This is a genomic window from Actinomadura citrea (assembly GCF_013409045.1).
Classification (GTDB): domain Bacteria; phylum Actinomycetota; class Actinomycetes; order Streptosporangiales; family Streptosporangiaceae; genus Spirillospora; species Spirillospora citrea.
This window is the reverse complement of record NZ_JACCBT010000001.1, coordinates 5,399,940-5,426,537: the sequence shown is the minus strand read 5'-3', so window position 1 is coordinate 5,426,537 and position 26,598 is coordinate 5,399,940. Positions and strand designations below refer to the sequence as shown.

22 protein-coding genes and 2 pseudogenes are annotated in these 26,598 nt (G+C 70.6%); 14 read left to right on the top strand and 10 right to left on the bottom strand.

Annotated features, from left to right (window positions below; genetic code table 11):
* Nucleotides 1–14 precede the first annotated feature (14 nt).
* Nucleotides 15–1,295 (top strand): MFS transporter, encoded by a 1,281-nt coding sequence (locus BJ999_RS25275; protein ID WP_179835592.1) that lies wholly within the window; start codon nt 15–17, stop codon nt 1,293–1,295.
* Nucleotides 1,296–1,338: 43 nt separating this feature from the next.
* Here the strand turns inward: BJ999_RS25275 and BJ999_RS25270 are convergent, their stop codons facing one another.
* The 3 genes from BJ999_RS25270 to BJ999_RS25260 all read right to left on the bottom strand — a co-directional run bounded on the left by BJ999_RS25270 (nt 1,339) and on the right by BJ999_RS25260 (nt 4,722).
* Nucleotides 1,339–2,142 carry a phosphatidate cytidylyltransferase gene (locus BJ999_RS25270; protein WP_179835591.1) on the bottom strand — a complete coding sequence of 268 codons (804 nt, stop codon included), beginning with the start codon at nt 2,140–2,142 and terminating at the stop codon, nt 1,339–1,341.
* Nucleotides 2,139–3,920: an aminotransferase class I/II-fold pyridoxal phosphate-dependent enzyme gene (locus BJ999_RS25265; RefSeq protein WP_179835590.1), complete on the bottom strand. Its 1,782-nt coding sequence runs from the start codon at nt 3,918–3,920 to the stop codon at nt 2,139–2,141. Before BJ999_RS25265 ends, BJ999_RS25270 begins: the two co-directional genes overlap by 4 nt.
* 244 nt (nt 3,921–4,164) lie before the next feature.
* Nucleotides 4,165–4,722 (bottom strand): GNAT family N-acetyltransferase, encoded by a 558-nt coding sequence (locus BJ999_RS25260; RefSeq protein ID WP_179835589.1) that lies wholly within the window; start codon nt 4,720–4,722, stop codon nt 4,165–4,167.
* A gap of 145 nt (nt 4,723–4,867) precedes the next feature.
* Here BJ999_RS25260 and BJ999_RS25255 point away from each other — a divergent pair, with 145 nt between their 5' ends.
* Nucleotides 4,868–5,383 carry a CGNR zinc finger domain-containing protein gene (locus BJ999_RS25255; protein WP_179835588.1) on the top strand — a complete coding sequence of 172 codons (516 nt, stop codon included), beginning with the start codon at nt 4,868–4,870 and terminating at the stop codon, nt 5,381–5,383.
* 82 nt (nt 5,384–5,465) lie between these two features.
* Nucleotides 5,466–6,188: a hypothetical protein gene (locus BJ999_RS25250; RefSeq protein ID WP_218935217.1), complete on the top strand. Its 723-nt coding sequence runs from the start codon at nt 5,466–5,468 to the stop codon at nt 6,186–6,188.
* Here BJ999_RS25250 and BJ999_RS44080 read toward each other — a convergent pair.
* The gene (locus BJ999_RS44080; RefSeq protein ID WP_179838802.1) at nt 6,185–6,379 is read right to left on the bottom strand and encodes a transposase; all 195 of its coding nucleotides are present in this window, start codon (nt 6,377–6,379) and stop codon (nt 6,185–6,187) included. The genes BJ999_RS25250 and BJ999_RS44080 overlap by 4 nt on opposite strands.
* 297 nt (nt 6,380–6,676) lie before the next feature.
* On the opposite strand from BJ999_RS44080, the gene BJ999_RS25240 reads away from it, so the two are divergent.
* From BJ999_RS25240 to BJ999_RS25230, 3 genes are all read left to right on the top strand, one after another.
* Nucleotides 6,677–7,234 carry a hypothetical protein gene (locus BJ999_RS25240; RefSeq protein ID WP_179835587.1) on the top strand — a complete coding sequence of 186 codons (558 nt, stop codon included), beginning with the start codon at nt 6,677–6,679 and terminating at the stop codon, nt 7,232–7,234.
* Nucleotides 7,235–7,423: 189 nt separating this feature from the next.
* Nucleotides 7,424–7,957, top strand: coding sequence for a RidA family protein (locus BJ999_RS25235; RefSeq protein WP_179835586.1), 534 nt, complete (start codon nt 7,424–7,426; stop codon nt 7,955–7,957).
* A 349-nt stretch (nt 7,958–8,306) separates the two neighbouring features.
* The gene (locus BJ999_RS25230; RefSeq protein WP_179835585.1) at nt 8,307–9,542 is read left to right on the top strand and encodes a serine hydrolase domain-containing protein; all 1,236 of its coding nucleotides are present in this window, start codon (nt 8,307–8,309) and stop codon (nt 9,540–9,542) included.
* A 179-nt stretch (nt 9,543–9,721) separates the two neighbouring features.
* On the opposite strand, the pseudogene BJ999_RS44075 reads toward BJ999_RS25230, so the two are convergent.
* The 3 genes and pseudogenes from BJ999_RS44075 to BJ999_RS25220 form a co-directional block, all read right to left on the bottom strand.
* A pseudogene (locus BJ999_RS44075) lies at nt 9,722–9,805 on the bottom strand (hypothetical protein); the annotation flags it as partial.
* Nucleotides 9,806–9,819: 14 nt separating this feature from the next.
* Nucleotides 9,820–10,383: pseudogene (locus BJ999_RS25225) on the bottom strand (MBL fold metallo-hydrolase); the annotation flags it as partial.
* A 120-nt stretch (nt 10,384–10,503) separates the two neighbouring features.
* The gene (locus BJ999_RS25220; protein WP_179838801.1) at nt 10,504–11,862 is read right to left on the bottom strand and encodes an MFS transporter; all 1,359 of its coding nucleotides are present in this window, start codon (nt 11,860–11,862) and stop codon (nt 10,504–10,506) included.
* A 67-nt stretch (nt 11,863–11,929) separates the two neighbouring features.
* Between BJ999_RS25220 and BJ999_RS25215 the strand changes: the two genes are divergently transcribed.
* The 4 genes from BJ999_RS25215 (at nt 11,930) to BJ999_RS25200 (ending at nt 15,855) form a co-directional block, all read left to right on the top strand.
* Nucleotides 11,930–12,664 (top strand): helix-turn-helix transcriptional regulator, encoded by a 735-nt coding sequence (locus tag BJ999_RS25215; RefSeq protein WP_179835583.1) that lies wholly within the window; start codon nt 11,930–11,932, stop codon nt 12,662–12,664.
* A gap of 469 nt (nt 12,665–13,133) precedes the next feature.
* A complete protein-coding gene (locus BJ999_RS25210) occupies nt 13,134–14,207 on the top strand; it encodes a Dyp-type peroxidase (RefSeq protein WP_179835582.1) in 1,074 nt (357 codons plus the stop codon).
* Nucleotides 14,204–15,010: a family 1 encapsulin nanocompartment shell protein gene (locus tag BJ999_RS25205; RefSeq protein ID WP_179835581.1), complete on the top strand. Its 807-nt coding sequence runs from the start codon at nt 14,204–14,206 to the stop codon at nt 15,008–15,010. Before BJ999_RS25210 ends, BJ999_RS25205 begins: the two co-directional genes overlap by 4 nt.
* A 257-nt stretch (nt 15,011–15,267) precedes the next feature.
* Nucleotides 15,268–15,855, top strand: coding sequence for a DUF1345 domain-containing protein (locus BJ999_RS25200; protein ID WP_218935216.1), 588 nt, complete (start codon nt 15,268–15,270; stop codon nt 15,853–15,855).
* Nucleotides 15,856–15,903: 48 nt separating this feature from the next.
* On the opposite strand, the gene BJ999_RS25195 is transcribed toward BJ999_RS25200, so the two are convergent.
* Complete coding sequence (locus tag BJ999_RS25195) at nt 15,904–17,331, bottom strand: carotenoid oxygenase family protein (RefSeq protein ID WP_179835579.1); 1,428 nt, start codon at nt 17,329–17,331, stop codon at nt 15,904–15,906.
* 338 nt (nt 17,332–17,669) lie between these two features.
* Here BJ999_RS25195 and BJ999_RS25190 point away from each other — a divergent pair, with 338 nt between their 5' ends.
* A complete protein-coding gene (locus BJ999_RS25190; RefSeq protein WP_179835578.1) occupies nt 17,670–18,809 on the top strand; it encodes an EamA family transporter in 1,140 nt (379 codons plus the stop codon).
* Nucleotides 18,810–19,005: 196 nt separating this feature from the next.
* On the opposite strand, the gene BJ999_RS25180 is transcribed toward BJ999_RS25190, so the two are convergent.
* The gene (locus BJ999_RS25180; RefSeq protein ID WP_218935215.1) at nt 19,006–20,403 is read right to left on the bottom strand and encodes an alpha/beta fold hydrolase; all 1,398 of its coding nucleotides are present in this window, start codon (nt 20,401–20,403) and stop codon (nt 19,006–19,008) included.
* Nucleotides 20,400–21,311 carry a zinc-binding dehydrogenase gene (locus tag BJ999_RS25175; RefSeq protein ID WP_179835577.1) on the bottom strand — a complete coding sequence of 304 codons (912 nt, stop codon included), beginning with the start codon at nt 21,309–21,311 and terminating at the stop codon, nt 20,400–20,402. Before BJ999_RS25175 ends, BJ999_RS25180 begins: the two co-directional genes overlap by 4 nt.
* A gap of 89 nt (nt 21,312–21,400) precedes the next feature.
* Between BJ999_RS25175 and BJ999_RS25170 the strand changes: the two genes are divergently transcribed.
* The 3 genes from BJ999_RS25170 to BJ999_RS25160 all read left to right on the top strand — a co-directional run bounded on the left by BJ999_RS25170 (nt 21,401) and on the right by BJ999_RS25160 (nt 26,591).
* A complete protein-coding gene (locus BJ999_RS25170; RefSeq protein WP_179835576.1) occupies nt 21,401–22,330 on the top strand; it encodes a LysR family transcriptional regulator in 930 nt (309 codons plus the stop codon).
* Between the two features lie 713 nt (nt 22,331–23,043).
* On the top strand, nt 23,044–25,188 hold the full coding sequence (locus tag BJ999_RS25165) for an ATP-binding protein (RefSeq protein ID WP_179835575.1): 2,145 nt from the start codon (nt 23,044–23,046) through the stop codon (nt 25,186–25,188).
* A gap of 44 nt (nt 25,189–25,232) precedes the next feature.
* Complete coding sequence (locus BJ999_RS25160) at nt 25,233–26,591, top strand: FAD-dependent oxidoreductase (protein ID WP_179835574.1); 1,359 nt, start codon at nt 25,233–25,235, stop codon at nt 26,589–26,591.
* Nucleotides 26,592–26,598: the final 7 nt, after the last annotated feature.

Here is a 26,598-nt window from a genome sequence, read left to right as displayed (position 1 = left end):
CGCGGGCTCGTCGGTTGTTCCTGGGCGGGCAGTCGGTGTCTTTGCTCGGTGACGGCTGCGCGGTGCTCGCTGTGCCGCTGCTGGTCCTGCAGTTGACCCGTGACCCGTTGGCGGCGGGTCTGGCGGCCGCCCCGCGCGGGATCGGCTATCTGCTGGTCGGACTGCCCGCGGGGCCGGTCGTGGACCGGCTGAATCCGTGGAGGGTGCTGGTCGCCATGGATGTGCTCCGCGCCGGGGTCTTCGTGGTCCTTCCCGGGCTTGTGTGGCTGGGGGCTGCCCCGTTGGGGGGCGTGCTGGCCCTGGCGTTCGTGGGCGGGGCGGCCACGGTGTTCTTCGACGCCGCGTTGACCGTCGCCGTGAAGGACCTGTTCCCGGCCGAGGGGTTGCTGAGGGCCAACTCGGTGTTGGAGAGCGCCGGGCGGACGTCGCAGATGGTCGGCCCGGCCATCGTCGCTCTGCTCGCCACCTGGATCGGTGTCGAAACCGCGTTACTGATCAACGCGGCGACCTTCGCGGTTTCGCTGGCCACCCTGGTGCCGCTGCTGATCGAGGTGAGGGCGGGGCGGACGCGGGGCGGTGGCGCCCGGGATGCGCGGTCGGCCGGTCTTCTGGCACCCGGCAGAGCCGACCGGGCCCGGACGACACCGAGGTCGGCCCGCCTGATGCTCCGCAGGCTCGGTGAGGATCTTTGGGAGGGCCTGCGGTTCATCGTCGGCTTTCGCCCGCTGCTGGCCCTCACCATCGTTCAGACCTTGGTCAACCTCTGCCTGGCGGTGGACACCCTGATCGTCTACTTCGCCCGCGTGCAGCTGGGCCTTCCGACGCCGCTGGTCGCCGCCGTGATCACGGCGGGCGGGGCCGGCGGGATCGCCGGGGCGGTCACGGCTCCGTTCATCGCGGCGCGGCTGGGTGCGCTGCCCTCGATCAGCCTGGGCATCCTGCTGGCGGCCGGCTCGCTGCTGGTCATGGGAGCCAGCACTGGATGGGCGCCCCTGCTGGCCGCCAACGCCGTGCAGGTGTGGGCGGTGTCGATCGCCAGCGTGATCAACCGCAGCACCCGGCAGCGCTGGATTCCCCGCGAGCTTCTCGGACGGGTCACGACGGCGGCACGGGCGCTGTTCGTCGCGGCGACCCCTGTCGGTGCCACCGTCGCCGGCGCGGTGACCAAGGCGTCCGGCCACGACCCACGCCCGGCCTTCCTGGCCGCCGGCCTGCTGATCGGCGTCATCATCGGCTGCGGCTGGTTCGGCGTGCTCCGGCGATACGACACCCCGGCCGCAGCACCCGACTCCTGAGGCACTGGTCCGCACCAAGGCCTGCGGGCAGACCTGGCGGTCATCAGCCGAGTGCCACGGCGAGCACTAGGGCCATGAGGAAAGAATCGAGCCTGTCGAGCAGGCCGCCGGCGCCCGCCAGCCAGGAGGCGGAGTCCTTGGCCTCGACTCCTCTCTTGACCATCGACTCCAGCAGGTCCCCCAGTGGGGCGCCGACCGCCACCGCGACGGCCCAGGCCGGCGTGAAGGCACCGAGCACGGCCAGTGTGCCCAGTCCCGTGACGGTCCCGGTCAGCAGGCCGCTCCAGTGCTTGGACGGCGACAGCCGGGAAAGGGGCGGCCCGCCGAGGGACCGGCCGCCGAACGAGGCGGTGATGTCGGCGATCGACACCGCGGCGAACAACGCCAGGATCTCCGGGCCGAGCAGGACCACGCCGGCCAGCGGCGCGAACCAGATCACTCCGAGCACACCGAAACACAGCCTGGAGAGTCCGCCGGCCGCGTCACCGGCCAGGACCGGTACCAGGGCGACGGCTGCGAGGGTGAGTGCGAGAAGCCGGGGGAGATGGCCGGGCGCCAGCCAGGCCGTCACGGGCGCCACGGGCACGGCGGCGGCGAGCACCACGCGGTCCAGCCGGGGCAGGCCGGTCAAGGCGGCGTACTCGACGGCGCACGCCACCCCCGCCGAAGCGGCGAGGGCGGCCGCACCGCCAGGGCCCATGTCCAGGGCGACGACCACGACGGGCACGCCCACCGCCCAGGCGCACCACCGCAGTACGTACTCACGCCGCTTGGACAGCCCGGCCGCGATGCCGCCGACGAACAGCGTGCCGGCAAGGTAGGGGACCAGATCCGCGACCTCGGTCACGCCGTGCCGAGCGGGACGCGCAGGGCTTCGGCGACGGCGCCCGCCACGCGGGTGTTGGCCGCGGCGTCGCGCACCGCGATTCGCACCGTCCTGCCCTCGAACGCCGGGGACATCGGCGACAGGTCCCGCAGGAACACGCCCCGCCGCCGGCACCGGTCGACAAGCCGGGACGCGGTGGGCCCGCCCCTGGGCAGCGTGAGCAGGACGAAGTTCGCCACCGACTCGCTGACGCGCAGGTTCTCATCGGCCTCCATGAGCGCGGCGGCCAGTTCGGCGCGCAGCGCCGCCGTCTGGGCCCATCGGGCGGTGTAGTACGCCGGATCGCGCAGCGCGCTCACCGCGGCGATCTGGGCGGGCAGGCTCACCGACCACGGCGGAGTCCAGCGACGCAGATCCGCCACGATCGGTGGAGGCGCCGTGAGATAGGCCGCTCGCAGGCCCGACAGAGCGTAGATCTTCGACAGCGAAGTACAGACGACGGCGTTGTCGGCCTCGGCCGCGTAGGGCTCCAGCGTCTGCCCGGCGCCGACGTACCCGGCGTACGCCTCATCGATCCAGAACCGGGTCCCGCCCGGCGCGCCCTCCAGCACCTCCCGCAGTCCGGCCGTGTCGAGATGGACCCCGGTCGGGTTGTTGGGATTGACGATGACCACCAGGTCGTACTGGTTCCGCAGGGCGCGGGTGAGACGTTCCGGGTCGATCCGCCAGCCCTCCGCCGGGTACAACGGGAACCGGTCGGCGCGGCAGCCGATCACCTGCTCAACGACGTGCGCGTACTCGCCGTAACAGGGGTCGATCAGGAGCACCTTGCTGGAGGCGTCCAGCCATCGGCTGAACGCGCGGAAGATCAGGTCGGAGGAACCCGCGCCGACCGCGACGGCGTTCCCGGGCAGGCCCCGGCGAAGCGCGATCTCCTCGATGAGCCCGTCGGCCCGCGCGGGCGGAGACGTGCGCGCGATCCACTCCTGCCCGCCGGTCAGGGCCGCGACCGCGGCGGGAGCCGGCGGGAACCAGGCGTCGAGCACGTCGGCGGGGACCACGTCGCCGTGCGCGTCCAGGGTGTCGAACCCCCGTCCCAGCGCCTCTATGGACGCACCGCCGTGGGCGCAGGACTCGTCCTCGGGCAGGAAGGAGGCCTCCAGCCTCCACCGCACCTTCCGTCCTAGATCGCGCAGCAGCGGTCCGTGCCGTCGCAGGGTCCGGTCGGTGAGCTCGGCGACGTCGCCGGTCAGGAGCTGGAAATCCACGGCCCCCGATCGCACCTCCGTGCCGGTGGACGCGAGCCCCAGCGCCAGGTACATCGGCAGCAGCTCAACCCGTCCCAAGGCCACGATGCTCCGACCTCCGTGCCCCGCCACCCAGCGGAGCGCCGCGTACATCAGCAGCCTGCCGATCATCTTGCCCCGCAGGCTCGGATCGACGGCCAGGATCCGGATCTCGAAAAGGCCGTCATCAGACAGCGCCGGATGCTCGTCCCTCCGCAGATGGCGATCGATCGAGAAGCGGCCTGCCCACGGGGGCGTCACACTGACGAACCCGGCCGGTTCGCCACGACGGAGCGCCACGATGTAGACGTTGCTCCCGTCGAGGTCATCGGTGAGCAGGCCGGCGGCGTTGGGGGTGTGCTGGCCGAGTTCCCGCGCGTAGATCTCATGCCGGAGACGGCGGATCCACTCATCGTCCGCCTCGGACGACATACGGAGCTCCAGCCCGTCGACGACCGCCGCGACGGACGAGGAGTCGGCGGCCCGGCCCGGGGATTGCTGATCGATACTCATTGTCATCACCTCGGGTGCCACTCTGCCGAGACCCTCACGGCACCGCCTGAGCACCTGTACTCAGTCGTCCGGGGCCGCTACTCAGTCGTCCGGGGGCGCGCACTCAACTCCCGCCACCAAACCCCCGAGCACTCCCTGGCCTTCGTCGGCAACGCTTGGCGGATGCCACGGAAACATGGCGCTGGAGCCGTTGGCCCTGGTTTCTTCCTGGGACCGCGTTCGAGTTGGGTCCCCCCGAATCGCCTCAGATGGCCGGTGACGTCGTGAGGTTGGTGTGTCCCCAGATCATGCAATCGTGCCAGGTGTCGCGGTCGGGGTCGGGCGTGGTCCAGGCACGGCAGTGGTGGGGGAGACGTTGTTCGTACTGGTAGCCGGCGCGGTCGGCCAGACGCAGCGAGGGGGTGTTGGCGGGGTTGATCTCAAGCCAGATCCGGTCCAAGCCCAGTTCGTCGTGCGTCCAGCGGGTCAGCGCGTTGATACCGCGCAGGGCCAGGCCCTGGCGACGGCTTTCCGGTCGCACCCAGTAGGCGAGTTCGGCGCTGCGCGGGCCGTCGACCATCAGCCCCAGAGCGCCGAGCAGGCGGTCGTGCTCGAGCATCCCGTAGGACACCTGGCCTCCTGCGGCCGGATCCCAGGCGTTCAGAGCGGCGCGCGCATCCTGAGGTGTGTAGGGCCCGGCCGGGTGGGGCCCCCAGAGGGCCCGAGCCGTCTCGGTGCCGGTGGCCTCGACCACGAGGGCGACGTCATGTGTGGTCAGGGTCCGCAGCCGCAGGCCCTGGCCCAGGTCGATGTCGGCGATCATTCACCCGCGCCCTTGCCCGGCCAGATCGGCCCGAGCTCGCGGGCCGTTCTTCAAGGACCGAGCGGCCTCTTCGGCGGACGTCATACTGTAGTTGGTGTCCAAGTCCATGCCGCCTACTATGAGAGCGAAAGGGGTAGGTGGTCAAGTGCGTTACGTCGCCTACATCGGTAATCTGACCCGGCTGGCCGTCGAGCTGGTCAACGGTGACGAGCCCAGTGAGCTGCGGCGAGAGTTCTTTCGCCAGCACCACATAGCCGAACCGGACGCCGGCGAGCTGGAAGGTCTCCTCCAGTCCCTGCGCGAGGCGGTCGCGGCCGTCGCCGACACCGGACCGATCGCCCCCGTCAACCTGCTCCTGGAGCGTTTCCCGCCCGCGATCCATGTCAGTGAGCACGACGGGGAGGGGCAGCAGCACCTGCACTTCGCCCGCGACGGGGAGGAGCCCGTTCCTTGGCTCGGCCGCAGCTGCGCCGCAGCCCTCGCGCACGCGATCTGCGGTGACCCGGAGGTGACCGTAGGCCGCTGCCAGGCGGACGGTTGCACCCGCTTCTACGTCGACGACTCCCGCAACCGCAGCCGCCGCTTCTGCTCCAACACCTGCGCCAGCCGGACGACCGTCGCCAACCATCGCGCCCGCCGCAGGGCGGCCACCACCCGTTGATTTCCTGCCGGGGGTCACCCGCCCCATGTAGTCGTCGTAGTCCGCTTGACCGCCTACACGACTGACTTCTAATGTAGGCAGCATGAATGATAATGACACCTACACAACTCTTGACGCGGCCCGCCGCCTCCACGTACTCGGTGACTGGGATCACGCCGCCGCGCTGCTGGCCGAAGAGCACAGCACCGAAGCGCGCGAACTGAGGGCCGAGATCCTTTATGAGCGGTTCTTGTTCCGAGTCGACGGCATCGAGGCCGCGGCGGACGCGATAGCGGCCCTCGATCCGGAGTCGCCGCAAGCTCGGCTACTCGCCGCCCGGCTCGCCTACACCCGTCTGATCTTCCAGGTGGACCCGCTGCCGGACGACTACGAGACCGCAGAGGCCGGGTACCGTTTCGCTGCCGCCGACCCGAAGACGCACGGATGGGCCGAGTTCCACTGGGCCGCGCTCCTCGACAACGTCCGCGAAGACGGTGCCGCGGCGAAGGCGCACTACACCAAGGCTCTGCAAGCCGCTCACCAGGAAGGCGACTTGATCCTCGAGTCCATCGTGCTCCGCCACCTGGCCTGGCGTGTGATCGAGGGCGGCAATCGCGACGAGGGGCTGCGCATGCTGCGACGCTCGCTTCATCTGCGCTCTGCGGTCGGCTTGCGTCCGCAGATCGCCGCTGCCCAGCTACTACTCGCCGCTGAGCTGCCCGAGGATGATCCTGAGCGCGCCACACTCGTCGAGACCGCTCGGCACATAGCCGATGACCTGGGCCTCAGCTGGGTCCAGAGCGGCCTCGAAGAACTGGCCGCCTAAGAGGTCATCTCGTACCCAGCAGGCGGGATCATGGCTTCGGAAGTGGCGGGGTGGCGTTCGTAGTCGCGGGCGAGTCGCCGGTGCGCGGTCAGCCAGGCCAGCGTCCGCTCCACTGCCCATCTGCGGGGTGGCACTGTGAAGCCCTTCTGGTCTGGGGGTTTGCGGACGATGCTGATCGTGGTGGCCAGCACCTCGTGGGCCCGGTCGACGAGGCGTCCGGCGAAGCCGGCGTCGGCGAAGACGAATCAGCAGGCGGGTGCGGTCAGGTACGCACCGAGCAGGGTGGTCTTGGCGCCGCCGCGGTCTTGGACGCTGGCGGCGCACACGGTGACGGCGAGCAGCAGGCCGAGGGCGTGTTTGGCGCGTCTTCCAAGCTGGCCATGCGGGTCCGATTCCCCTCGCCCGCTCCACTGATCAAGGCCGTCTCTTAACGATTTTCGTACGGCGATCGTGCGGGGAGCGGAGGCGGACGCCTACAGTTCTGTCGCATGACCTCGCCGCCGCGCTCGTACGGTTTCACCGGCAGGCGACCGGCCGCCGTCGAGATCGCGTTCTGGATCGCGGTCGTGGTGCCGCCGCTGGCGACCGTGCTCAACGTGGCCGGCTTCGTGGTCGTGAAGCGGGCTGTGGACGACGTGTTCGGCACGACAGGCGGGGACGCTCAGGCGTCGATGTACGAACTCCATGACAAGGTGAACGGGCCCCTGCTCGGCTTGTTCATCTTCTTCACGTTCGTCTACCTGCTCCTGAGCGGCCTCTGGATCCTGCTCGGCCTCAAGATGCGCAGCGGCCGACACTGGGCGCGGATCACGCTGACCGTGTTCGCCTCCCTGTGGGCCCTGTCCAGCCTCGTCGCGCTGGTCCGGGGCGACACCCAGGGCTTCACGACTGCGGACATACCCCCATTCTTCGAGTTCCCGAGCTCGTACCTCGTACTGGACTACGCGCGAAGCGCCCTGGATCTGCTCGCGATGGCCGCATTCATCCCGCTGGTCTTCCTGAGGCGGTCCAACCGGTATTTCACGGCCCGGCGCCCACCTGCCTGAGTGCGTGTTCTGAGAGGTTGATCCATCACACCTAGCCCGCGACGGACGCCCCACCGTCCGTCAACACCGACGCCACCTCGAATACACCTGACAGGACCCTTCTCAAACACGCACTAAGGATGGGGCCCGGAAGTGGTGAGCCCCTCGGCCGGAACCATACGCATCAATTCCTAGGGTTGGGATCGGTAGATGGAAGACGCACCCCAGCAGGCGAACGGACTGCCGGCCGGGCATGATGCCGCTCCCACGCCGGAGCAGGAGTTCGCCCGGCTCGGGCTGGCGGACGTCCGCCCGCCCACGCCCATCGGCAACTTCCGCTACGGGGTCCGCGCGGGAGATCTGTTCTATGTGTCCGGAACCTATGGCACGGTCAAGAATGACAAAGGCGAGGACATCTTTCCTATCAGTGGCAAGCTCGGGCGGGAGTTGACCGTCGGCGACGGCTACCGTTCCGCGCGGCTGGTCGCGGTGAACCTGCTGGCCATGGCGCGCGCCGAACTCGGCTCCCTCGACCACGTCGACCAGGTCGTTCGGCTGGCCGGCTACGTGAACTGCGTCCCGGGGTTCGCCGAGGCGCCCGCCGTGGTCAACGGAGCGTCCGACCTGCTCATCGAGGTGTTCGGGCCGGACCGCGGAAGCCACGCGCGGATCTCCTTGTATCAGAACGATTTGCCGCGCGAGGCGCCCGTGGCCTGCGAACTGATTCTGTATCTCCGGGACTGACGGCCCCACCGGTCGCGGCGAGTGGTAAAGCGCAGCCGGGTGTGCGCGCCGGTGACCCGTTGCTGCGCGCCAGGGCCTGGCCGGCCGACCATAGCCAGAGCGCGCAAGCCGAGGGCTGGACTCCACCGGGTTCGGTGAAGCCATTGAAGGCAGTCATGGTCTTGGTGAATCGCCCCCGTGTTTGCCGGAGACTCTGATGTGCCCCGCCTTGCGGTGATGTGCGTCCTGCCGCCCGCGGTTCCTTAGGCATTCACGGTCCTGGGCCGATGTGCGGGCGTGTGCACGTGTATCGCAGGTGTATCGGAAATCGCATACGCCACTGCAACAGTCTTCCGTCTTCAGTGGAGGCATGGACCGCGGCGGTCCGTGCCGAGGGCATGGTGCCGCAGCTTCGGAAAGTGATCGTGAAGAGGAGCGCGTCGTGTCATATAAGAACGTCCGTCCGCCGCTGAGGAGCGCCGGTCTGGCCGCCGGTGTCGCCATGCTGATGATGGCTAATGCCGGGCCCGCCACCGCCGCTCCGGAGCCGGTCGGGAACGTGCAGAAGGCGATGGAGGATCTGGCCACGGCTCCCGGGGTTGTGGGAGCCGTCGGTGGGGCCTACGTCGACGGGAAATCCGTCGGGCTGGGCAGCGGGGGCTCCCGGCTGCTGGGCGGCGGGGGCGGGAGGATACCCGCGAACGCCCGCTTCCGGATCGGGTCACAGACCAAGCAGATGGTGGCCACCGTGGTGCTGCAACTGGTCGAGGAGGGCAGGTTGGGCGTGGATGACAAGCTCGGCGACCTGCTGCCGGTGGTGGTGGAGGAGGACCTGGTGGAACGGGCCCACGAGATCACGGTACGGCAGATGCTCCGGCATACCTCCGGCATTCCCGACTGGTACGCCGGCAAGCCGAACCCGGACGGTAGCGAGGGAGAAGACCCTTCGTTCGACGTGTTCGACTTCACGACCCACTATCGGCCGCTGGATCTGGTGAAGTGGAGCCGCGGCCGGCCCCGGACCGGAGACCCGGGCGAGAAATGGTCCTACTCCAACACCAACTACACCCTTCTCGGCGTGGTCATCGAGAGTCTGACCGGCCACGACCTGGCCGCGGAGCTGCACGGACGCCTGTTCGGCCCGCTCGGGATGACCAAGACCTACCTTCCCGTCAAGCCGCCGGAGGGCATCAAGGGGCCGCACGGCCACGGCTACTACCCCGACGCCACCGGCAGGCTGCGCGACATGGACCGGTTCAACGCCGGCATCGCCGGGGCGGCCGGCGGAGTGGTCTCCACCGCGCATGACGTCAGCGCCTTCCAACGGGCCTTCGCCCAGGGCAAACTGCTGCCGCCCGAACTCCAGCGAGTCCTGACCGACCGACTGCCCGGTGGCCCGCAGCCCCTGGGCAAGAGCCGCAGCTCATGCGGCGACGATCTCTACATCATGGGCGGGACCGCCCCCGGCTTCCTCGCCATGACCTTCTACTCAGAAGACGGCCGCCGCCAGCTCTCGATGTCGGCCACCCTGAGCGGCAAGGACACCGCCGGGGCGGGCCAAGCCATGGGCAAGGCCATGGAGACCATCTTCTGCCCATCCTCGTAGCGCCGGCTCCGGGACCCTCCGCCCCGTGCCAGAGGCTGAAGGTGAGGGCATCCGGTTCCGAGGGATGCCCTCATCGGTCGTCTGGCACAGGAACGCGCGGACGGTGCCACCCTGCTGTCAGGGGTGACGATGGGGAAGGCGGGGTCCGGGTTGTCCAGGACTCCCATCAGGCGGTCCAGTGCCGACGTGTCGCCCTCCATAGCGGCGTCCTGGGCGTCCTTGCCGGTGAGTACGGCGAGCAGTTGCGGCTGGGTGAGGGCCACGGTCAGGCGTTTTTGGGAAGGGTGGCGCCGGTGTGGTAAACCCCGCGCCGTGCCATCGCGGTTCCGGCGTAGACGTTCTCGGCGACGGCGTTCTCGGTGAACCCGGCCGGCGCCAGGATCGGTGCGCCCTCGGGGTTGCCGGGCGGCAGAACGCCCCCGGCTCCGCCGAAGTGGTCGATGTGGGAGTGGGTGTAGAGCAGGCCGGTGACGGGGCGGTCGCCGCGGTGCTCGCGGTACAGGGCGAGCGCGGCGGCGGCCGTCTCGTTCGATATCAGCGGGTCGATCACGATCACGCCCTTGTCGCCCTCGACCAGAGTCATGTTCGACAGGTCGAGCCCGCGGACCTGGTAGATGCCCGCGGCCACCTCGTACAAGCCCTGCTTGGCGCACAGCTGCGACTGCCGCCACAGCGACGGGTGCACCGACTGAGGGCATTCGCCGTCCAGGAAGGAGAAGACGTCGCCGTCCCAGACGGTCTGCCCCTGGGCGTTCGTGACGATCCCGGGGGTGCGGGAGGCGATGTGGCCGCGGTCGGCGTTGTCGAAGTCGCTCCGGTCGCTGAAGGGCAGATCGGTCATGTCCGGGCGATTGCCGCATCCAAGGCAGGAGAGAGAAAGCGGACTCTGGTCAAATCCTCGCCCTGGCCCGGCGTTGTCTCCGCCGTTGTCGCGACGTCATCGTTCAGCCCGCCTCACCACCTACGAACCCACAGGTGTGCTCCGGCCGCCGGCTCCATGCCCGGCGGGCTGCTGGGGGCCGCTGGTACGCGACGGCAGTAGCACGACGATGAGCACAGCTCCGAGCGCCACGCACACCGCGCCCGCCGTGAGGCCGCCCGAGTAGCCCATGACGGCCAGCGCGGCCACCCCGACGGCGCCGCCGATCTGCTGGACGGAGGTGAACAGGGCCGAGCCGAGACCTGCGTCCTCTTCGGTGGTGCCGTCGACCGCGGCTACGGCCATGACGGGCAGGCTCAGCCCGTTGCCCACGCTCAGTATGAGCATGCCGGGCAGGACGTGGGCGGCGTAGGAGTCGCCCGCCGCCACGCCGGACAGCAGCAGCAGGCCGGCGATGTTGACCAGGAACGCCAGCAGGAGCGCCCAGCGCGTCCCGATCCTGAGCGAGATGCGGGAGGACGACCACATGCCCGCCAGGATGCCGCCGCCATAGGGCAGGTAGGCGATGCCGGCCAGGAGCGGGCTGTACCCCAGAGCGGTCTGCACCTGGATCATCAACAGGAAGGACATCGCGTACATCGCCATCGAGAACAGGAGGGTCGCGCCGTTGGCGACCGCCCGCGTCCGCGAGGCCAGGAACGACTTGGGCACCAGCGGTGCCGCCGTCCGCGACTCGGTCACCAGGAACGCCACCGTCAAGGCGGCGGACAGCGCGACGGCGCCGATGGCGATCGGATCGCTCCAGCCGGTCTCCCCGGCCCGCAGCAGCCCGTACACCAGCGACACTGCGGCACCGGTGACCAGGACCGCGCCGGGAACGTCGAGGCCGCGCCGGCCGGGGGCGCGGGACTCGGGGACGAGGCCGGGGAGCAGCGCCAGGGCCACGGCGACGACGGGCAGGTTGATCAGGAAGATCCAGCGCCAGGTCACCAGGTCGGTCAGGGCCCCGGAGATCACCAGGCCCGAGGTCCCGCCCAGGGCCGCGATGCCACCCCAGATGCCCAGTGCTCTGGTCCGCTCCTCCGTCCTCGGATACAGCAACGTGATCATCGACATCGCCGCCGGGCCGGCCATCGCGGAACCCGTGCCCTGCACGAACCGCCCGATCACGAGCTGCCATGGCTCCTGCGCGAGGCCGCAGGCCAGGCTGGCCACCCCGAACAGTGCCACGCCCATGAGGAAGACGCGGCGGCGGCCCAGCAGATCCGCCATCCGGCCGCACAACAGCAGCAGCCCGCCGAAGGCCAGGAAGTAGGCGTTGACGACCCAGGGCAACCCGGACGCGCTGAAACCCAGGTCATCGCGGATGCTGGGCAGGGCCACGTTCACGACGGTGTCGTCGAGCACGAGCATGAACTGGACGAGGCACAGCACGATCATCGGCACTCGATGACGCTACGATCCGCCGCATTTGGCCACAATCCGCGATGAGGCCAGACTGTGTCGCATGGAGGACATGGCCGCGATCATCGTCGGCCACTTCCCGCTGGCCTCGGGGGAGTGGATACCCCCGCACAGCCACACCCACCACCAGCTCGCCTGGACCCGGCGGGGCGTCCTGAGCGTCGGCGTGGACGAGGTGTACTGGGTCCTGCCGCCCACCCGGGCGCTGTGGCTGCCTGCGGGCGTCACCCACACGACCGGCGCGACCCGCGAAGCGGTGCTGTGCAGCCTGTACCTGGCTCCGGAGCGCTGCCCGGTGAATTGGGTCGAGCCCACGGCGGTCGGCGTCGACGGCCTGCTGGCCGAGCTGATCGGGTACCTGGCCCGTACCGACCTCACCGACGACGCGCGGTCGCGCGCCGAGGCGCTGGTGCCCGACCTGCTGCGCCCGCTGCCCACCCGGCCCATCGACGTGCCGCAACCCACCGACGAGCGCGTCCGGGCGGTGGCGGCCGCCCTGCTGGCGGACCCGGCGGACCCGCGCGGCCTGGAGGCACACGCCCGCGCGGCGGGCGTGAGCCGGCGGACGTTGACGCGGCTGTTCGTGCACGACACGGGCATGAGCTTCGACCAGTGGCGCACGCAGGCACGGCTGCGCGCCGCCCTGCCGCTGCTGGCCGAGGGGCAACCGGTATCGCGGGTGGCGCACAGCGTGGGGTACGCCACGGCGAGTGCGTTCCTGGCGGCCTTCCGCCGCACGGTCGGCACCACGCCCCGGCGCTACCTGCACAGTCGTTGACTTTGATCTCCTCCACGCTGACTGGTACGCCCCTGACAACGCCTTCACCCAACCGACGCTGAGGTCCGCCGGCTACCGCCAGAACCCGCCGCCGCGCGTGCAGAGCCGGGGACAACTGTCGGATCTACGCGCCAGGCGCAGCCGACCGAGGCTAGGAAGTCATGGGCAGGAAGCGGGTGTGCGCAGGACGCTGCCAGCACCATGCACTCGCGCGACGGCACATCCCGGGGGCCCCGCGTGGGGCGGGTCGCGGGACCTGCTGCCAGCCCGTCCGTCATGGTTTCGCGGTCCCGGCGCGGGGGATGATCGGCGCAGAGCAGTGGTGTGCCTGACCCTGGAGGACGGCAGCCCTGACCTGAGGCCGATGATGGCGTGCGCGCCGCGACCGGCGACTGCGCAGCCGTCCCTCCCGCGGCCGACCACGCCTGGCCGGCAAGGCCAGGCGTGCGCGTGACGGCGAGGAGGGGTAATGCCGCAGCCAGGGGAACCGCAGGACGTGCTGGCGCCGCCTGCGGTGGCGGCGATCTTCCTGGTGGTGACAGTACGGCCGGGCGGCGAGGACGCGGTGCGCGGTCTGCTTCCCGACATTGCAGGGCTGACGCGCGCTGTGGGGTTCCGATCGCCCGAAGGCGGCCTGAGTTGCGTGACCGGGATCGGTGCGGAGTTGTGGGACCGGCTGTACGGGCCACCGCGCCCGGCCGGCCTGCATCCGTTCCGGGTACTCGGCGGCGCCGTCCATACGGCGGTGTCCACCCCGGGCGACCTGCTGTTCCACCTGCGGGCGCGCCGTATGGACCTGTGCTTTGAACTGGCGGGCCAGTTGATGAACCGACTCGCCCGGTACGTCGACGTCGCCGACGAGGTGCACGGTTTCCGCTACTTCGACGAACGCGACCTGATGGGGTTCGTCGACGGCACCGAGAGCCCGAAGGGGCGCGACGGGGTGGTGGCCGTGCGCATCGGCGACGAAGATCCCGCGTTCGCCGGCGGCAGCTACGTGGTCGTCCAGAAGTACGTCCACGACCTCCAGGAGTGGGACGCCCTGCCGGTCGAGGCGCAGGAACTGGCGATGGGCCGCACGAAGCTGAACGACATCGAACTGCCCGACGAGATGAAGCCGTCGAACTCCCACGTGGTCCTGAACACGATCACCGATGCCGACGGGAACCAGCGGCAGATCGTGCGGGACAACATGCCGTTCGGCACGGTCGGCGCCCGAGAGTTCGGGACCTATTTCATCGGCTACACCGCCAGCGTCGAGGTGATCGAGCGGATGCTGGAGAACATGTTCATCGGTGACCCGCCGGGAAACCACGACCGCATTCTGGACTTCTCGACTCCGGTCACCGGTGGCCTGTTCTTCGTGCCCACCGCGGACTTCCTCGACGACCCCTCACCGCAGCTGGCCGCGGCGGCCGCCGCCTCGGCGGACAAACCCGGACCCGATGCGCAGGCTGCAGAGGAACCAGCAGCGAGGGCGCCGACTTCGCCCGATGACGGCTCACTCGGCATCGGCAGCCTGAAAGGACACGGCACCTCATGAACAACCTGCACCGCGAACTTGCTCCGGTGTCGGACGCCGCCTGGGCCGGCATCGAGGACGAAGTACGCCGCACCTTCACCCGTCACGTCGCCGGACGCCGCGTGGTGGACCTGGTCGGCCCCGCCGGAACCGAGTTGAACGCGGTGGGGACCGGGCACGTCCGCCCCTTCGACGCGGCGACCGAAGGGGTGCTGCTCCACCGGCGCGAGACCCAGCCCATCATCGAGGTGCGTGTCCCCTTCACCGTCACCCGCCAGGCCGTGGACGATGTCGAACGCGGTGCGCTCGACTCGGACTGGGGGCCTGCCAAGGACGCGGCGAAGCGGGCCGCGTTCGCCGAAGACCACGCGGTCTTCCACGGCTCCGACCCGGCCTCGATCACCGGCATCGTCCCCGGCAGCTCCAACGCCACCCTGCCGCTGCCCCCCGACGTCCGGCAGTACCCCGGCGCCGTCGCCAAGGCGCTGACCGCGCTCCGGCTCGCCGGTGTCAACGGGCCCTACAGCCTGCTGCTGTCCGCCGACGCCTACACCGCGGTCACCGAGACCACCGACCACGGCTATCCGATCCACCATCACCTCGCGCGGCTGCTGCGCGACGGTGAGATCATCTGGGCGCCGGCGCTCGACGGGGCCCTGCTGCTGTCCACCCGTGGCGGCGACTACGAGCTTCACCTCGGCCAGGACCTGTCGATCGGGTACCTGTCCCACACCGCCGACCGCGTCGATCTCTACCTCCAGGAGTCGCTGACCTTCCTGTCCATCACCGCCGAATCCAGTGTCCCGCTGAGCGCCGGCGGCTAGCGGGGCATGACCGTCTCGCAAGAATCGGATGGGGAGGGCCACGCCGTTTTCGTGGGAGCGGTCTACGTGAACCGATGGTGGGTCGCCCGCGCCGACGGCGCACCTGCGACCCGCCACGGCGGGCTGATCCCGGAGTTCCTCAGTGAGGAGGGAACACCGATGCGCGACGCAGCGGTGACCTTGGCGCGCGTGCGAGAGGCGCAGTGGCGGTGATGCACGGTATTCCTTCGTCGCCGCGTGCTCGGCGGACAGCGTCGGTGACCGCCGGGATCCTGGTGTGCGTGCTGGTCGGCGTGCTGGCGAGCGTGCCGCTGGGAGTGCTCTCGGGGATCGCCGTCGCGATCGCGGTGTTCGTCACGACAGGTGTGGCGCTGCTGTGGCCGATGACCGCCGAGGACACACGGCGCAACGCGCGCCGGGAGGACTTCCAGCCGCTCATGGCCGAGTCGCTCATCGTGACGGTCGCGGTCGCCAGCCTGGCCGGGGTCGCGGTGCTGCTGGCGATCGGGAGTTCCGCCACCCGCAACGGCGCCGCCGCGATCGGCCTGTTCGGCGTCTTCATGAGCTGGGCGATGCTGCACCAGCTGTACGCCATCCGCTACGCGCACCTGTACTACGGCGAGCCGTCCGGGGGGATCGACTTCAACAGCGACGAGCAGCCCGCCTACCGTGATTTCCTTTATTTCAGCTACAACCTCGGAATGACCTACCAGGTGTCGGACACCGACGTATCGAGCACGGTGATCCGTTCGGTGGTGCTGCGCCACACGCTGCTGTCCTACGTCTTCGGAACGGTGATCCTGGCCGCCACGGTCAACCTGGTCATGGGAATGATCTCGAGTTGAGCCGCCGGGGACGCGGCGGGTCGACGGTCATCGGCTCACTCCCGGTCGCTAGTTCTGTGTGGGCAGCCAGGCGCCGTGCAGCCCCAGGGGCACGCGCACGGGGATGCGGACCCGGGCGACCGGCCCGTCGGCCGGGTTCTGGCCGGGCAGGACGAGGAGCCAGCTGGTGAGGTCGGTGCGGTCGGTGGCGAAGGTGAGCCAGTAGCCGTCGCCGGCGTCCGTCGTTCCGGGGACGGGGGCGAAGACGGGCTCGCCGACCGAGAGGGCGCCCGCGTTCCAGGTCTCGGCCACCACGTCGTCGCTGCTCACCTCGTACCAGCGCAGCGCGTCGTACTCGCCGGGCAGCAGGTCCGGCGTCCGCCCGCTTCCGGCCGCGGTGGCGATCCGGTGGTGCGGGCCGGCCAGGACCCGGTCGTCCACCCGGGGGAATTCCACGCGCACGTCGTCGAGCAGCCGGCGGCGGATGGAGCCGGCGTCCGGGTCCAGAACGGCGCGGGCGAGCCCGTGCGGGGCTCCGCCGGGAGCGGCCGGGCGCGGACCCAGCCCAGGGCCGGGCCACTGGACGTAGTCCAGGACGACCTGTCCGTCGGGGGTGTCGTAGGCGTTGACGGTATGCCAGACCCAGAACGCGGTGTCGCGAGCCCACCGCACGGGCCCGCCGTCGCGCGGGATCAGCGCGATCCGGGTGCCGCGCTCGGGGCGCCAGTCCAGGAACGAACCACCCTGCAACGCCGCCGCCAGATCCAGGAAGGCGGGCGCGAGGACCAGGACCAGGTAGCGGCCGGTGAGAGCCATGTCGTGGATCATCACCGGCTCCTCCGGACCCTCCACCGCCGTGGGGCCCCGGTCGAGGCTCCCGTCCGCACCGAGCAGTGACCAGGTGAGGAACGGTTCCTCCAGCGCGTAGCAGAAGACCGCCATCTGCCCGGTCCGCGGGTCGACCTTGGGGTGGGCGGTGATCCCGGCGGGCAGGCCGTCGCCGAAGGTCTCCCTGCCGAGGGTCTCCAGCTCCGGGCTCATCCGGTAAGGGCAGTCGGACTCGGCGAGGGCCAGCAGACGTCCGCCGTGCCGAACGATGTTGATGTCCGGCAGCTCCTTGAACGTCTGCGCGAGCGCAGGCCCGACCTCCTCCGCCCCAGGGATGATCATCGACTCGATTCCGCCCCACAACGCACGCCCCGCGGCCTCCTCCGCCCGCAGAGCGGGAGTGCGCACGAAACGGTTGCGGTAGCGGGCCTTCCCTTGGCTCATCCACACGCCGTGCACCATCCCGTCGCCGTCGATGGGAAACAGGTACGAGCCGATCGGCGTGAACCGCGGGTTGGGGCCGTTGCGCAGGTAGACCCCGTCCAGATCGGCGGGCAGTTCGCCTTCGACCTGCAGTTCGGCCTCGTCCACCTCCTCGCTGACGGGCGCGAAGGTCCCGTTCAGGTGTGCGACGCGAGTCGGATCGAATTCGGTGGAGTGCGCGACCATGACCAACCTTCCGTCCCTGGACCCGGTGGACGCGCGCCGTCGACGGGCCGGACGCCCTCACCACGGGCAGATGCGCAGTGCTCGCCGCGCAGATGGCCGCACCAACGCCGCCCGGCGCGGGCCGCTCGCCGGTGCTCTCACCGGCTCTTACCCGCCCGGCACGTCCTCCTCACGTCAAGATCATTCGAACGGTCCGATCTCTCGGAGCCGGATGGGTGTGATGGCGATAACAGTTGTCGTTTTCGCTTGTGGGGACACGGTCTCTCCTGCGGGCAGACGCTGCCTGCCGCCGGCTTGCCGGTGAAGAGACAAACGAGAGGTCATGGGCCATGTCCAATATGAGGGTAGGTGGAGACGGCGCGCTTCGAGGGGTCGCCGTCGGCCTCCTCGGGCTGCTGTTCTGCGTTGCCGGAGACGCCTTCTCCGCGCTGGGTGCCGAAGATCAGTTCCCCTTCGCGCCCGGTGCGCTCGGGGCCGTCTTCGGCGGGCTGTTCCTCGCGGGATACGCCGTCGTCAAGATCGGTCTGTCGGTGCGGTCGCGCGGTGGCAGCGCCGCTGAAGAGATCCAGCGGGTGCGAGCCTCGGCCGGGTCGGTTCGGTGGCCGATCGGGTGCCTGGCTGTCTCCGGGGTCTTCTATCTGCCGCTTCTGGTCGGTGCGACCCAGCGGATCGGCAGCTTCGCGACAGTGATCGCGATCGCGTTCTGCGGCCCGCTGGGGGTGGCCGTCTGGGGCACGCTCCGCAAGGCCCGCTACGTCGCGGTGCTCTGGCCCGTCCTGGCCGGCGTGGGGCTGTGGGTCATGTCGCTGCAGGAGGAGTCCCGCATCGACTGGCTCGGTTACGCCTTCGCGGCCGTGGCAGCGGTCTGCTTCGCCGTGAACGTCAGTGCGGTGGAGAAGCTGGAGGACCGGGGAGCCGAGACGATCGGGTTGGCCCTGGCCGGCCTGCTCACCATCCCAGGTGCGGCCTGCTGGCTGGTCGTGGGGGGCCTGGACTGGTTCCAGCCCCGGGTCCTCATGCTGGCCATGCTGACCGGTCTGTGCACGGCGTGCGTGGCTCCGGTACTGGAGGCGCGCTCCATCGGCTACCTGGGCAAGGAGAAGTTCGGCGTCCTGTCCAGCGGTGAGCCGATCATGAGCCTGCCGATCGGGCTGCTGCTGCTCGGGGAGACTCCCGGGTGGTTCGTGGCCACCGGCGTGCTGATCATCGTGGTCGCCATCGTGGCCAACACCACCGACCTGGACGAGCCGCTGCTCCGGTGGCTCGGCCGCCGGGACCTCGGCCGGCTGAGGGGGTCGCGTCGACTCGCCAAGGCAGCGGTGCCCGCCGACGGCGCGGCCCGTACGGCCGACAGCCAGTCGCTGGAGGTCGCCGCCGCCCTGTGGCCGCTGGCCCAAGGCGGCAACACCAAGGCCGCCGCCCTGCTGACCGGCGTCCTCACGCCGGTCGCGGAACGGGCCGGGCTCACGAAGCGGTGATCCGCCGATAGATGACCGCCGGACTCCCCAGGGGGTTCGGCGGTGCCTGCCGGACGGCGTGTGAACCGCGCCGTCCGGGCCAAGACGCGGGCTCAACCGGCCCGCAACCGCGGTGGGGAGGCACAGCCTCCCCACCGTTCTCGTCGCCCTGTTCGTGATGCTGAACGAAGACCGCCGCCCTCGCGACGTCCGCAGGTCAAGAGCCGAACAGAGTGCGCTCGACATGCTGGGTGTCGGTGTACTCCCGGACGGATGTGATCCGGCCGTCCCGCACCGTGAAGACGCCGAGGCAGGCGTTGTCGTAGGCGCTGCCGTTGCGGGCCGTTCCCCGGGACGTCCATTCGGCCACGACCTGGTCGCCGTCGGCGACCACATTGGTGAGGACGACCCTGGGCTCGCCCCCGGGCCGGAAGAGCTTTCCGGCGTCGCCGAGGAAGTCGCCGATGATCGCGTCCCGGCCCCGCCAGGTGCCGGTCAGCGGCAGGTCACCGGGGTAGGTCCAGGTGGCCTCGTCGGCGAAGCTCGCGCTGATGGTGTCCAGGTCGCCGTTCGCGACCGCCTCGACGTAGCGGGTGACCACCGACGCCGGGTCGTGGCTGAGCCGGGCGGCCAGCCAGTCGAGCGTGTCGGGCAGCCATGCCCAGCGGCGGTTCTCCAGGAGGTGGCCGCCCTCGGGGATCAGCGTGTACTCGCCGTCGGCCGCGCGCGCGGCCAGCTCTTCGCCGTTGGCGACGCCCGGGATGACGTCCAGTCCGCCGTCCAGGACGCGGAGCGGCTGCGGGACCCGGGGCGCGGTGACCCGGCCGGCGAAAAGGCGCGCGGCGTCCTCCCCACCCGTGCGCAGGACGAACGACTCCGTCACATACGGCGGAAGCTCGTCCCAGGTGATGGCCGTGGGCCCGCTGACAGAGACGACCGCGCGGATCCGCGGCTCCTTCTCCGCGGCGACGGACGCGAGGAACCCGCCCATGCTGAGCCCGAGCAGGCCGATGCCGGCGGGCAGGCCGTCCACGGCGTCCAGGGCCTGCCGCACCACCCGGTGGTAGTCCGCCTCCCAGGTGCCGCGGACGGCGAGTTCGCCCTGCCCCGGCCCGTCGATGGCGAGGACGCCGAGACCGCGCGAGAGCAGGGCCTCGGCGATCGGCATGAACTCGACCTTGCCGGAGTTCATCCCCGGCACCAGGACGACCAGGGGGGCGTCCGCGGCCGGGCGCCGGAGGACGCCGGTGAAGTCCGGCCCGGAAAGGTGCGCGGCGTCCGGGGCGAGGCGGGCGAGCGAGCGGCGCAGGGCACTCGCGGACGCGGCGGCCGCGCGGCCGTGCGCGGCGAGGTCCGGGTTCGGAAGGACGGTCGCGAAGTGGAACCACAGCGCGGCGTCCCGGTACGCCTCGCCCGCCGACCTCGGGAGCCGGGCCTTTCCGGCCCGGGCCAGATGCTCCTCGCCGGTCCGCGCGAAAGCGTCCGTCCACTCGTGCAGGGCGGTCAGGTCGCTGGTGACCGCGTCGTACTGGTACGGGTCGATACCGGCGGCGATGGCGCGCGACCGGTTGGCGGCGGCGAAGGGGGCGACGGGTTCGTCGAGGAAGGCGGTCATCGGTTCTGCTCCAGGGTGAGGACGGCGTTGCCGCGGACGCGGCGCTCGCGTAGTTCGGTGAGGACGGCGGCGGTCTCGCTCCAGTCGGCGACGCGGCCGAGCTCCGGGTGCAGGCGCCCGGTGGCGGTCAGCCGGACGAGGGTGGCGAGATCCTCGCCGTAGGGGGCCTTCGCGTAGTGGAAATGCCTGATCGTGGCGCCTTCGGGGCCGTCGAAGAAGCCGAAGAAGTCCAGCGTGACCGGCCGGCGGCTCGCCTGTCCGAACCAGATGAGCGTGCCGCCGGGCGCCACGCGTGCCAGCGCGAGCGGAAGGTCGTCCCCGCCCGTCGACTCCAGTACGACGTCGAAGGGGCCGACCGCGTCCCGAACGCCGTGGACGACCGCCGCGCCCAGCTCGGACAGGCGCCGGCCGCGCTCCGGGGCGGCCGTGACCGCGGTGACCTCGGCGCCCGCGGCCGCCGCCAGTTCGACGAAGTAGTGGCCGACCCCGCCGGAGGCGCCGGTCAGCAGGACGCGCGTCCCGGCGGTGGTCCCGGACGCGCGCAGCAGCCGCAGCGCGGTGAGCCCGGCCAGCGGCAGTGCGGCGGCCGCCCGCAGGGGCACGGGATCGGGGATCTCGGCGAGCGATGCGGTGGGGACGGCGACGTACTCCGCCCACCCCGCCGACGGCGGATGCCCGACGATCGGGCGGCCGGCGGCGGGTCCCGACCCGTCGGCGGCGGCCTGGACGACCAGTCCCGCGATGTCCTTGCCGGGACGCCAGCCGGGCCGGTCCGATTCCAGCTGGAACGTCTCGCCGCGGTTCACCGAGAACGCGGCGACCTTCACCAGCGCTTCGTCCGGACGGGGGACGGGCTCGTCCACCTCGCCGAACACGACGGATCCCGCCTCGGGGAGAAGTGCTCTCATGGCACGCATGAAACCGGGAGACCGGGGGCCCGTTCCAACAGCCGACGGGCCGGATTGACAACCGTTGGTTGTCGGCGACGATGGGAGGCATGGAGCTCGACCTCGGCCAGGTGCGCGCGTTCGTCGCCGTCGCCGACCACCTGCACTTCGGGCGGGCGGCCGGGGGACTGGCGATCAGCCAGCAGGCGGTGTCCAAGCGGCTGGCCCGGCTGGAGGCGGCGCTCGGAGCCGCGCTGCTCACACGCGGGAACGTCGAGCTCACGGAGGCGGGACGCCGTTTCCTGGAGCCGGCCCGGGAGGCGCTGCGCACCGCGGAGGCCGCCGTGGCCGCGGTCCACGCCGCCGCCCGCCCGCTGCGGCTCGACGTCTGGGGCCACCTCTACGGACCGGTGAGGACGGTCGGCCCGGTCATCGACGAGCGGCCGGACCTGAAGGTCGAACTCGGTATGAGCCGCGATCTTCCGGCGGCGGTCGCGGCACTGCTGCGCGGCGACGTCGACGCCGCGTTCGGACGCGTGCACCCGCCGCTGCCGGACGGCCTGGCGCACCGTCTCGTCCGGCTCGAACCGGTGGACGTGCTCGTCGGCGCCGGGCATCCGCTCGCTTCGCGGTCCGCCGTCCGCCCGTCCGACCTCGCCGGACGCGACCTGCGGTTCCCCGCGGACGTCGACCGGCTCGACTTCATCAAGCGGTTCTGCGACGAGTTCGGCGTACGCGTCGGCTCCGGCGGCGCGAACCTCGGGGTGGAGCACCTGCTGGCCGACCTGCTGGCCGAGCCGGGACGGATCACGCTGTTCCCGGCCGACGCCCCGCTGCCCGACGACCCGAGGATCCGCGCGATCCCCGTCGTCGGTCCGACGCCGCTTTACGCCTGGTCGCTGGTGTGGCCCCGGCAGTCCCCGCATCCGATGATCCCCGCGCTGCTCCGCGGGTTCGCCGAGCACGGGCGGCGGCACCGCTGGCTGGAGTACGACCCGGCCCGCGACTGGCTGCCCGGCGAGCCGCCCCCGTCACGCTGACCGCGGGCCCAGCGCTGTCCCGCCCCCGGCCTGTGGTGCACGTCCCGGGGACTGGGCGGCTCTGATCGCGCGCGTCGGCCCCGGACGTTCGCGGGCAGGCTCCGATTTCTTCGGACCTGCTGGTCCAAGTCGGGAAGCGGCTGAGCCACAGTTCGGCCTGCGCAGGCGAACGCCCACCACCATCGCTGCGCGTCGTCCGACTGGATCGGTGACAAAATGGGCGGGACGGCCCGGCGAGTGGGCGAATCTGGGGCACGGATCTTGCCTCGGTCACGTGGGTTTGGCGAAACGTCCCTTCGGATCGATGACTGTGCGTATCTCCGTCGTGGTTTTCCGAGGTGTGCCGGGCTTCAGCCCGATTCACCGGCAGGTGGGTGATGGGGCATCAAGGCCATCAGGTCATTCAGGCAACAACCGGCGGCGCTGACCCCTACCATGGCGGCGGCAGCCGCCCCAGGATTGTTGATCGTCGCACATCACGATCATCGGGCGGCTGACCTGCATTATGGACCGCCACCTTAACGCCGATCACGATCTCGGACGCCGTACCAGCTGCCCTCTACCGCCTGAACTTCACCTTGCCCAGCCTCAAAACAGCTGACCAGTTCTGATTTTTCCTGATCGGCTGCCGATTTCCGAAAATGCCCTATTGGCGCAGGCCGTTTGGGTAAGGTGGTGCGTCATCGTGACGGCACGGGGGGAATGGGGCGATCGTGGCTGGGGCTGATGTGCTGCGGAGGGGCAATCTCGTCCCTCAAAGCGCCGCTCTCGTCGGACGGCATGCCGAGCTCACGGAGCTCAGGCGGTTATTCGGCGCCGGACGGATGGTGACGGTGACCGGTGTGGGCGGCGTCGGCAAGACGCGGGTCGCGCTGGAGGCCGCGCGGGACCTGGAGCACGGGTTCCATGACGGCGCGTGGGCGGTGCCCCTGTCGGGTCTGCGGGACGGGTCCCTCGTGGGCCATGCGATCGCCCGCGCTCTGCGGGTCGTCGACCAGACCGCGCGTCCGCAGCTCGACGTCCTGGCCGATCACCTGTCCGGGAAACGGCTGCTGCTGGTGTTGGACACGTGCGAGCATCTCAGGGACGCCTGTGCGGGTGTGGCCGAGGTCCTGCTGAGGGCGGCACCCGGATTGCACCTGCTGGCCACGAGCCGCCAGGCCCTCGGCGTCAGCGGTGAGCGGGTGCTGAAACTCGCGCCACTGGAGACGGCGGATCCGGAAGCGGCGCCGGCGGACACGGTGGCACGGCCCCCGGCGGTCACCCTGTTCGAGGAGCGTGCCGCATCGGCCACGGGAGGCTTCGCCGTCGGCGATGACAACTGGCGCACCGTCGCCCGGCTGTGCCGTCGCCTGGAGGGGCTTCCGCTGGCCCTGGAACTCGCCGCCGGCCAGCTGCGGCGGCTCTCCCTGGAGCAGTTGTCGGACCGGCTGGACGACCGGTTCGAGATGCTGGTGGACGGAACCGCGGATATGTCCAAGGACGTGTCGCGGCACGACGCGCTGCGTACGACGGTCGGCTGGAGTCATGAGCTGTGCACGCGCCAGGAGCGGCTGCTGTGGGCCCGGCTGTCGGTCTTCGCCGGGGACTTCGATCAGCGCGCCGTCGAGCACGTGTGCGGCGACGGTGTGCTGCCCGCAGACCGCGTCTCGGTGACGCTGGCGGGTCTGGTCGACAAGTCGATCCTCTCGCGGGTCGGAGACGGCGAGGGCGTCCGGTACCGGCTACTGGACACCTTGCGTGAGTACGGCTCGAAATGGCTCGGTGAGCTGGGCGAGCAGCAGAAGTTCCGCGGGCGGCACCGCGACTGGTACCTGAGTCTGGTCCAGCAGTGCGAGCTGGAGTGGTTCGGCGCCGACCAGAAGGAGATCTTCAAGCGTCTGCTCCGTGAGCACGCGAATGTGAGCGCAGCGCTCGACTACTGCCTCACCACCCCCGGTCAGGCGCAAACCGGCCTGCTGATGGCCGGCGCGCTGTGCTTCTACTGGGTGGGATGCGGCTTCCTCGCCGAAGGCCGGTACTGGCTGGATCGGGCACTCGCCCTCGACACCGACCCGACCCGGGCACGGGCCAAAGCCCTCTGGGTGAACGGCTACATCGCCATCAAGCAGGGCGACACCGACGCCGCGACCGCGCTGCTGGAGGCCGGTCGGGCAGAGGCCCTGCGGACGGGTGACCCGATCGCGGCGGCCAATGCGGTCCATCGGCTGGGCTGCGTCGCGCTGGTGACCGATGACCACGCGACAGCGGCCACTCTGTTCAAGGACGCGCTCGCCGCCTATGACTCCCTCGGGGAGCTGAACACCAGCGTGATCATGGCGCGCGCCGAGTACGCCATGACGGTCGCGTTCCAAGGTGACCTCCCCTTCGCCGTCGAGCTGTGCGAAGCGGTTCGCGCGATCTGTGAGGAGCGCGGCGAACGGTGGGTCAGGGCCTACGCGCTCTACGTTCTGGCCTTCGCGGCCTGGACCGAGGGACGGGTCCAGGACGCGACCGTCCTCGCCCGGAAATGCGTGGACATCAGCCGCACTTTCCATGATCTGGTGTGCGCGGTGCTGGGCATCGAGCTGCTCGCCCTGTTCCACGCGGCGGGCGGCCGTCCCCGGGACGCCGCCGCCCTGCAGGGGGCGGCCGAACAGATCTGGCGGACGGTAGGGCTCCCGCTGTTCGGTTCTGCGTATTTCAACGCCCCGCACTGCGAAGGGGAGGCGCTTGCCCGGCGAGCTCTGGGCGACGAGGCATACCGACAGTTCTTCGTGCAGGGGACGGAACTCGATCTCGACCAAGCCGTCGCTTTCGCGATGGGTGAGCGCCCAGGTTTCCTCCCGCTCGCGGAGGCCTCTGATCGCCGTCGCTGAAACCCCCGTACAAGCGCCTGTTCCGCACCCGCGAGGAGAAGATCATGACGCAGCCCCGTGAGCATGCCGTCGTCATCGGCGGCAGCCTGATGGGGCTGCTGTCGGCCAGAATCCTCGCCGACCACTTCTCCCGGGTCACCTTGATCGAGCGTGACCGTTTCGCGGAGACCCTCGAATCCCGTCCGGGTCTGGGGCAGGCCCGCCATCTGCACGTGCTCTGGAGCCGGGGGCTGGAGATCGCCGAGCAGCTGTTCCCCGGGCTGGAGGACGAGCTGCGCGCCGCGGACGTGCCCGAGGTCCGGGTGCCCGCCGACATGCTGTGGCTGACCTCCGCCGGATGGCGACGCAGGTTCGCATCGGCCCGCCTGCTGACGTTCAGCCGGGATCTCCTCGACTGGACCGTGCGCGCGCGGCTGGCCAAGACCCAGAACCTCCGGGTGCTCGCCGGCCATGAGGTGACCGGGCTGCTGGCCGACGCCGGGGCCGTCACCGGAGTCGAGGTGCGGGAGCGCGGGACGACCGGATCGGGCGAGCCCCTCACCGCGGATCTGGTCGTCGACGCCACCGGGCGCTCCTCGAAGACTCCCGCGTGGCTGGAGCGGCTCGGCTACCCGGCCGTCCGGCAGACCCTGATCGACCCACTGCTGGGATATGCCAGCCGCACCTACGCCATTCCCTCTGGTTTCGACCCCGGCTGGAAGGCGCTCTACCTCCAGGCCGACCCCCCGCACGGCACGCGCACCGGCGCGCTCTTCCCCCAGGAGGGCGGCCGGTGGATCGTCAGCCTCTTCGGCGTCGGGGAGGACTATCCGCCCAACGAGGACGAGGGCTTTCTGGAGTTCGCCAAGAGTCTGCGCAGCCCGGTGCTCTACGAGGCGATCCGTGACGCCGAGCCGCTCACCTCCATCGTCAGCTACCGGCGCACCGCCAATCTCCGCCGTCACTACGAGCGGATGCCGGCATGGCCGAGGCGATTCCTGGTCGCGGGCGACGCACTGTGCGCCTTCAACCCGCTCTACGGCCAGGGAATGACCGTCGCGGCGAAGTCCGCGCTCACACTGGACGCCTGCCTGCGGGCGGACGGGGACCTCGACAGGCTGGCGCGGCGCTTCCACCGCAAGGTGATCAAGAACGCCACCGGCCCGTGGCTGGTGGCCACGGGGGAGGACCTCCGGTACGACACCACCAGAGGCGCCGCGGCCGGCGTGCGGACCAGGATCCTCAACCGCTACGTGGACCGGGTCCAGTCCCTCGCGAACGTCGACCCGAGAGTATGCGACCGATTCATCGACGTGTTGGCGCTCACCGCCCCACCCCAGTCCCTGTTCCTGCCAGAGGTGCTCTGGCGCGCCGCCACCGCGCGCCCGCGCCCGCCCACCGGACCCGACGACCTCGTCCCTTGAGCGGGAT

Bases quoted from the DNA above. Each gene is read 5' to 3' on its own strand.
- BJ999_RS25210 (WP_179835582.1), top strand. From the start codon at position 13,134: ATGCCGCAGCCAGGGGAACCGCAGGACGTGCTGGCGCCGCCTGCGGTG.
- BJ999_RS25195 (WP_179835579.1), bottom strand. From the start codon at position 17,331: ATGGTCGCGCACTCCACCGAATTCGATCCGACTCGCGTCGCACACCTG.
- BJ999_RS25240 (WP_179835587.1), top strand. From the start codon at position 6,677: ATGACCTCGCCGCCGCGCTCGTACGGTTTCACCGGCAGGCGACCGGCC.
- BJ999_RS25250 (WP_218935217.1), top strand. From the start codon at position 5,466: ATGAATGATAATGACACCTACACAACTCTTGACGCGGCCCGCCGCCTC.
- BJ999_RS25215 (WP_179835583.1), top strand. From the start codon at position 11,930: ATGGAGGACATGGCCGCGATCATCGTCGGCCACTTCCCGCTGGCCTCG.
- BJ999_RS25190 (WP_179835578.1), top strand. From the start codon at position 17,670: ATGAGGGTAGGTGGAGACGGCGCGCTTCGAGGGGTCGCCGTCGGCCTC.
- BJ999_RS25180 (WP_218935215.1), bottom strand. From the start codon at position 20,403: ATGACCGCCTTCCTCGACGAACCCGTCGCCCCCTTCGCCGCCGCCAAC.
- BJ999_RS25175 (WP_179835577.1), bottom strand. From the start codon at position 21,311: ATGAGAGCACTTCTCCCCGAGGCGGGATCCGTCGTGTTCGGCGAGGTG.
- BJ999_RS25230 (WP_179835585.1), top strand. From the start codon at position 8,307: ATGGACCGCGGCGGTCCGTGCCGAGGGCATGGTGCCGCAGCTTCGGAA.
- BJ999_RS25265 (WP_179835590.1), bottom strand. From the start codon at position 3,920: ATGAGTATCGATCAGCAATCCCCGGGCCGGGCCGCCGACTCCTCGTCC.
- BJ999_RS25205 (WP_179835581.1), top strand. From the start codon at position 14,204: ATGAACAACCTGCACCGCGAACTTGCTCCGGTGTCGGACGCCGCCTGG.
- BJ999_RS25160 (WP_179835574.1), top strand. From the start codon at position 25,233: ATGACGCAGCCCCGTGAGCATGCCGTCGTCATCGGCGGCAGCCTGATG.
- BJ999_RS25170 (WP_179835576.1), top strand. From the start codon at position 21,401: ATGGAGCTCGACCTCGGCCAGGTGCGCGCGTTCGTCGCCGTCGCCGAC.
- BJ999_RS25235 (WP_179835586.1), top strand. From the start codon at position 7,424: ATGGAAGACGCACCCCAGCAGGCGAACGGACTGCCGGCCGGGCATGAT.
- BJ999_RS25220 (WP_179838801.1), bottom strand. From the start codon at position 11,862: ATGATCGTGCTGTGCCTCGTCCAGTTCATGCTCGTGCTCGACGACACC.
- BJ999_RS25260 (WP_179835589.1), bottom strand. From the start codon at position 4,722: ATGATCGCCGACATCGACCTGGGCCAGGGCCTGCGGCTGCGGACCCTG.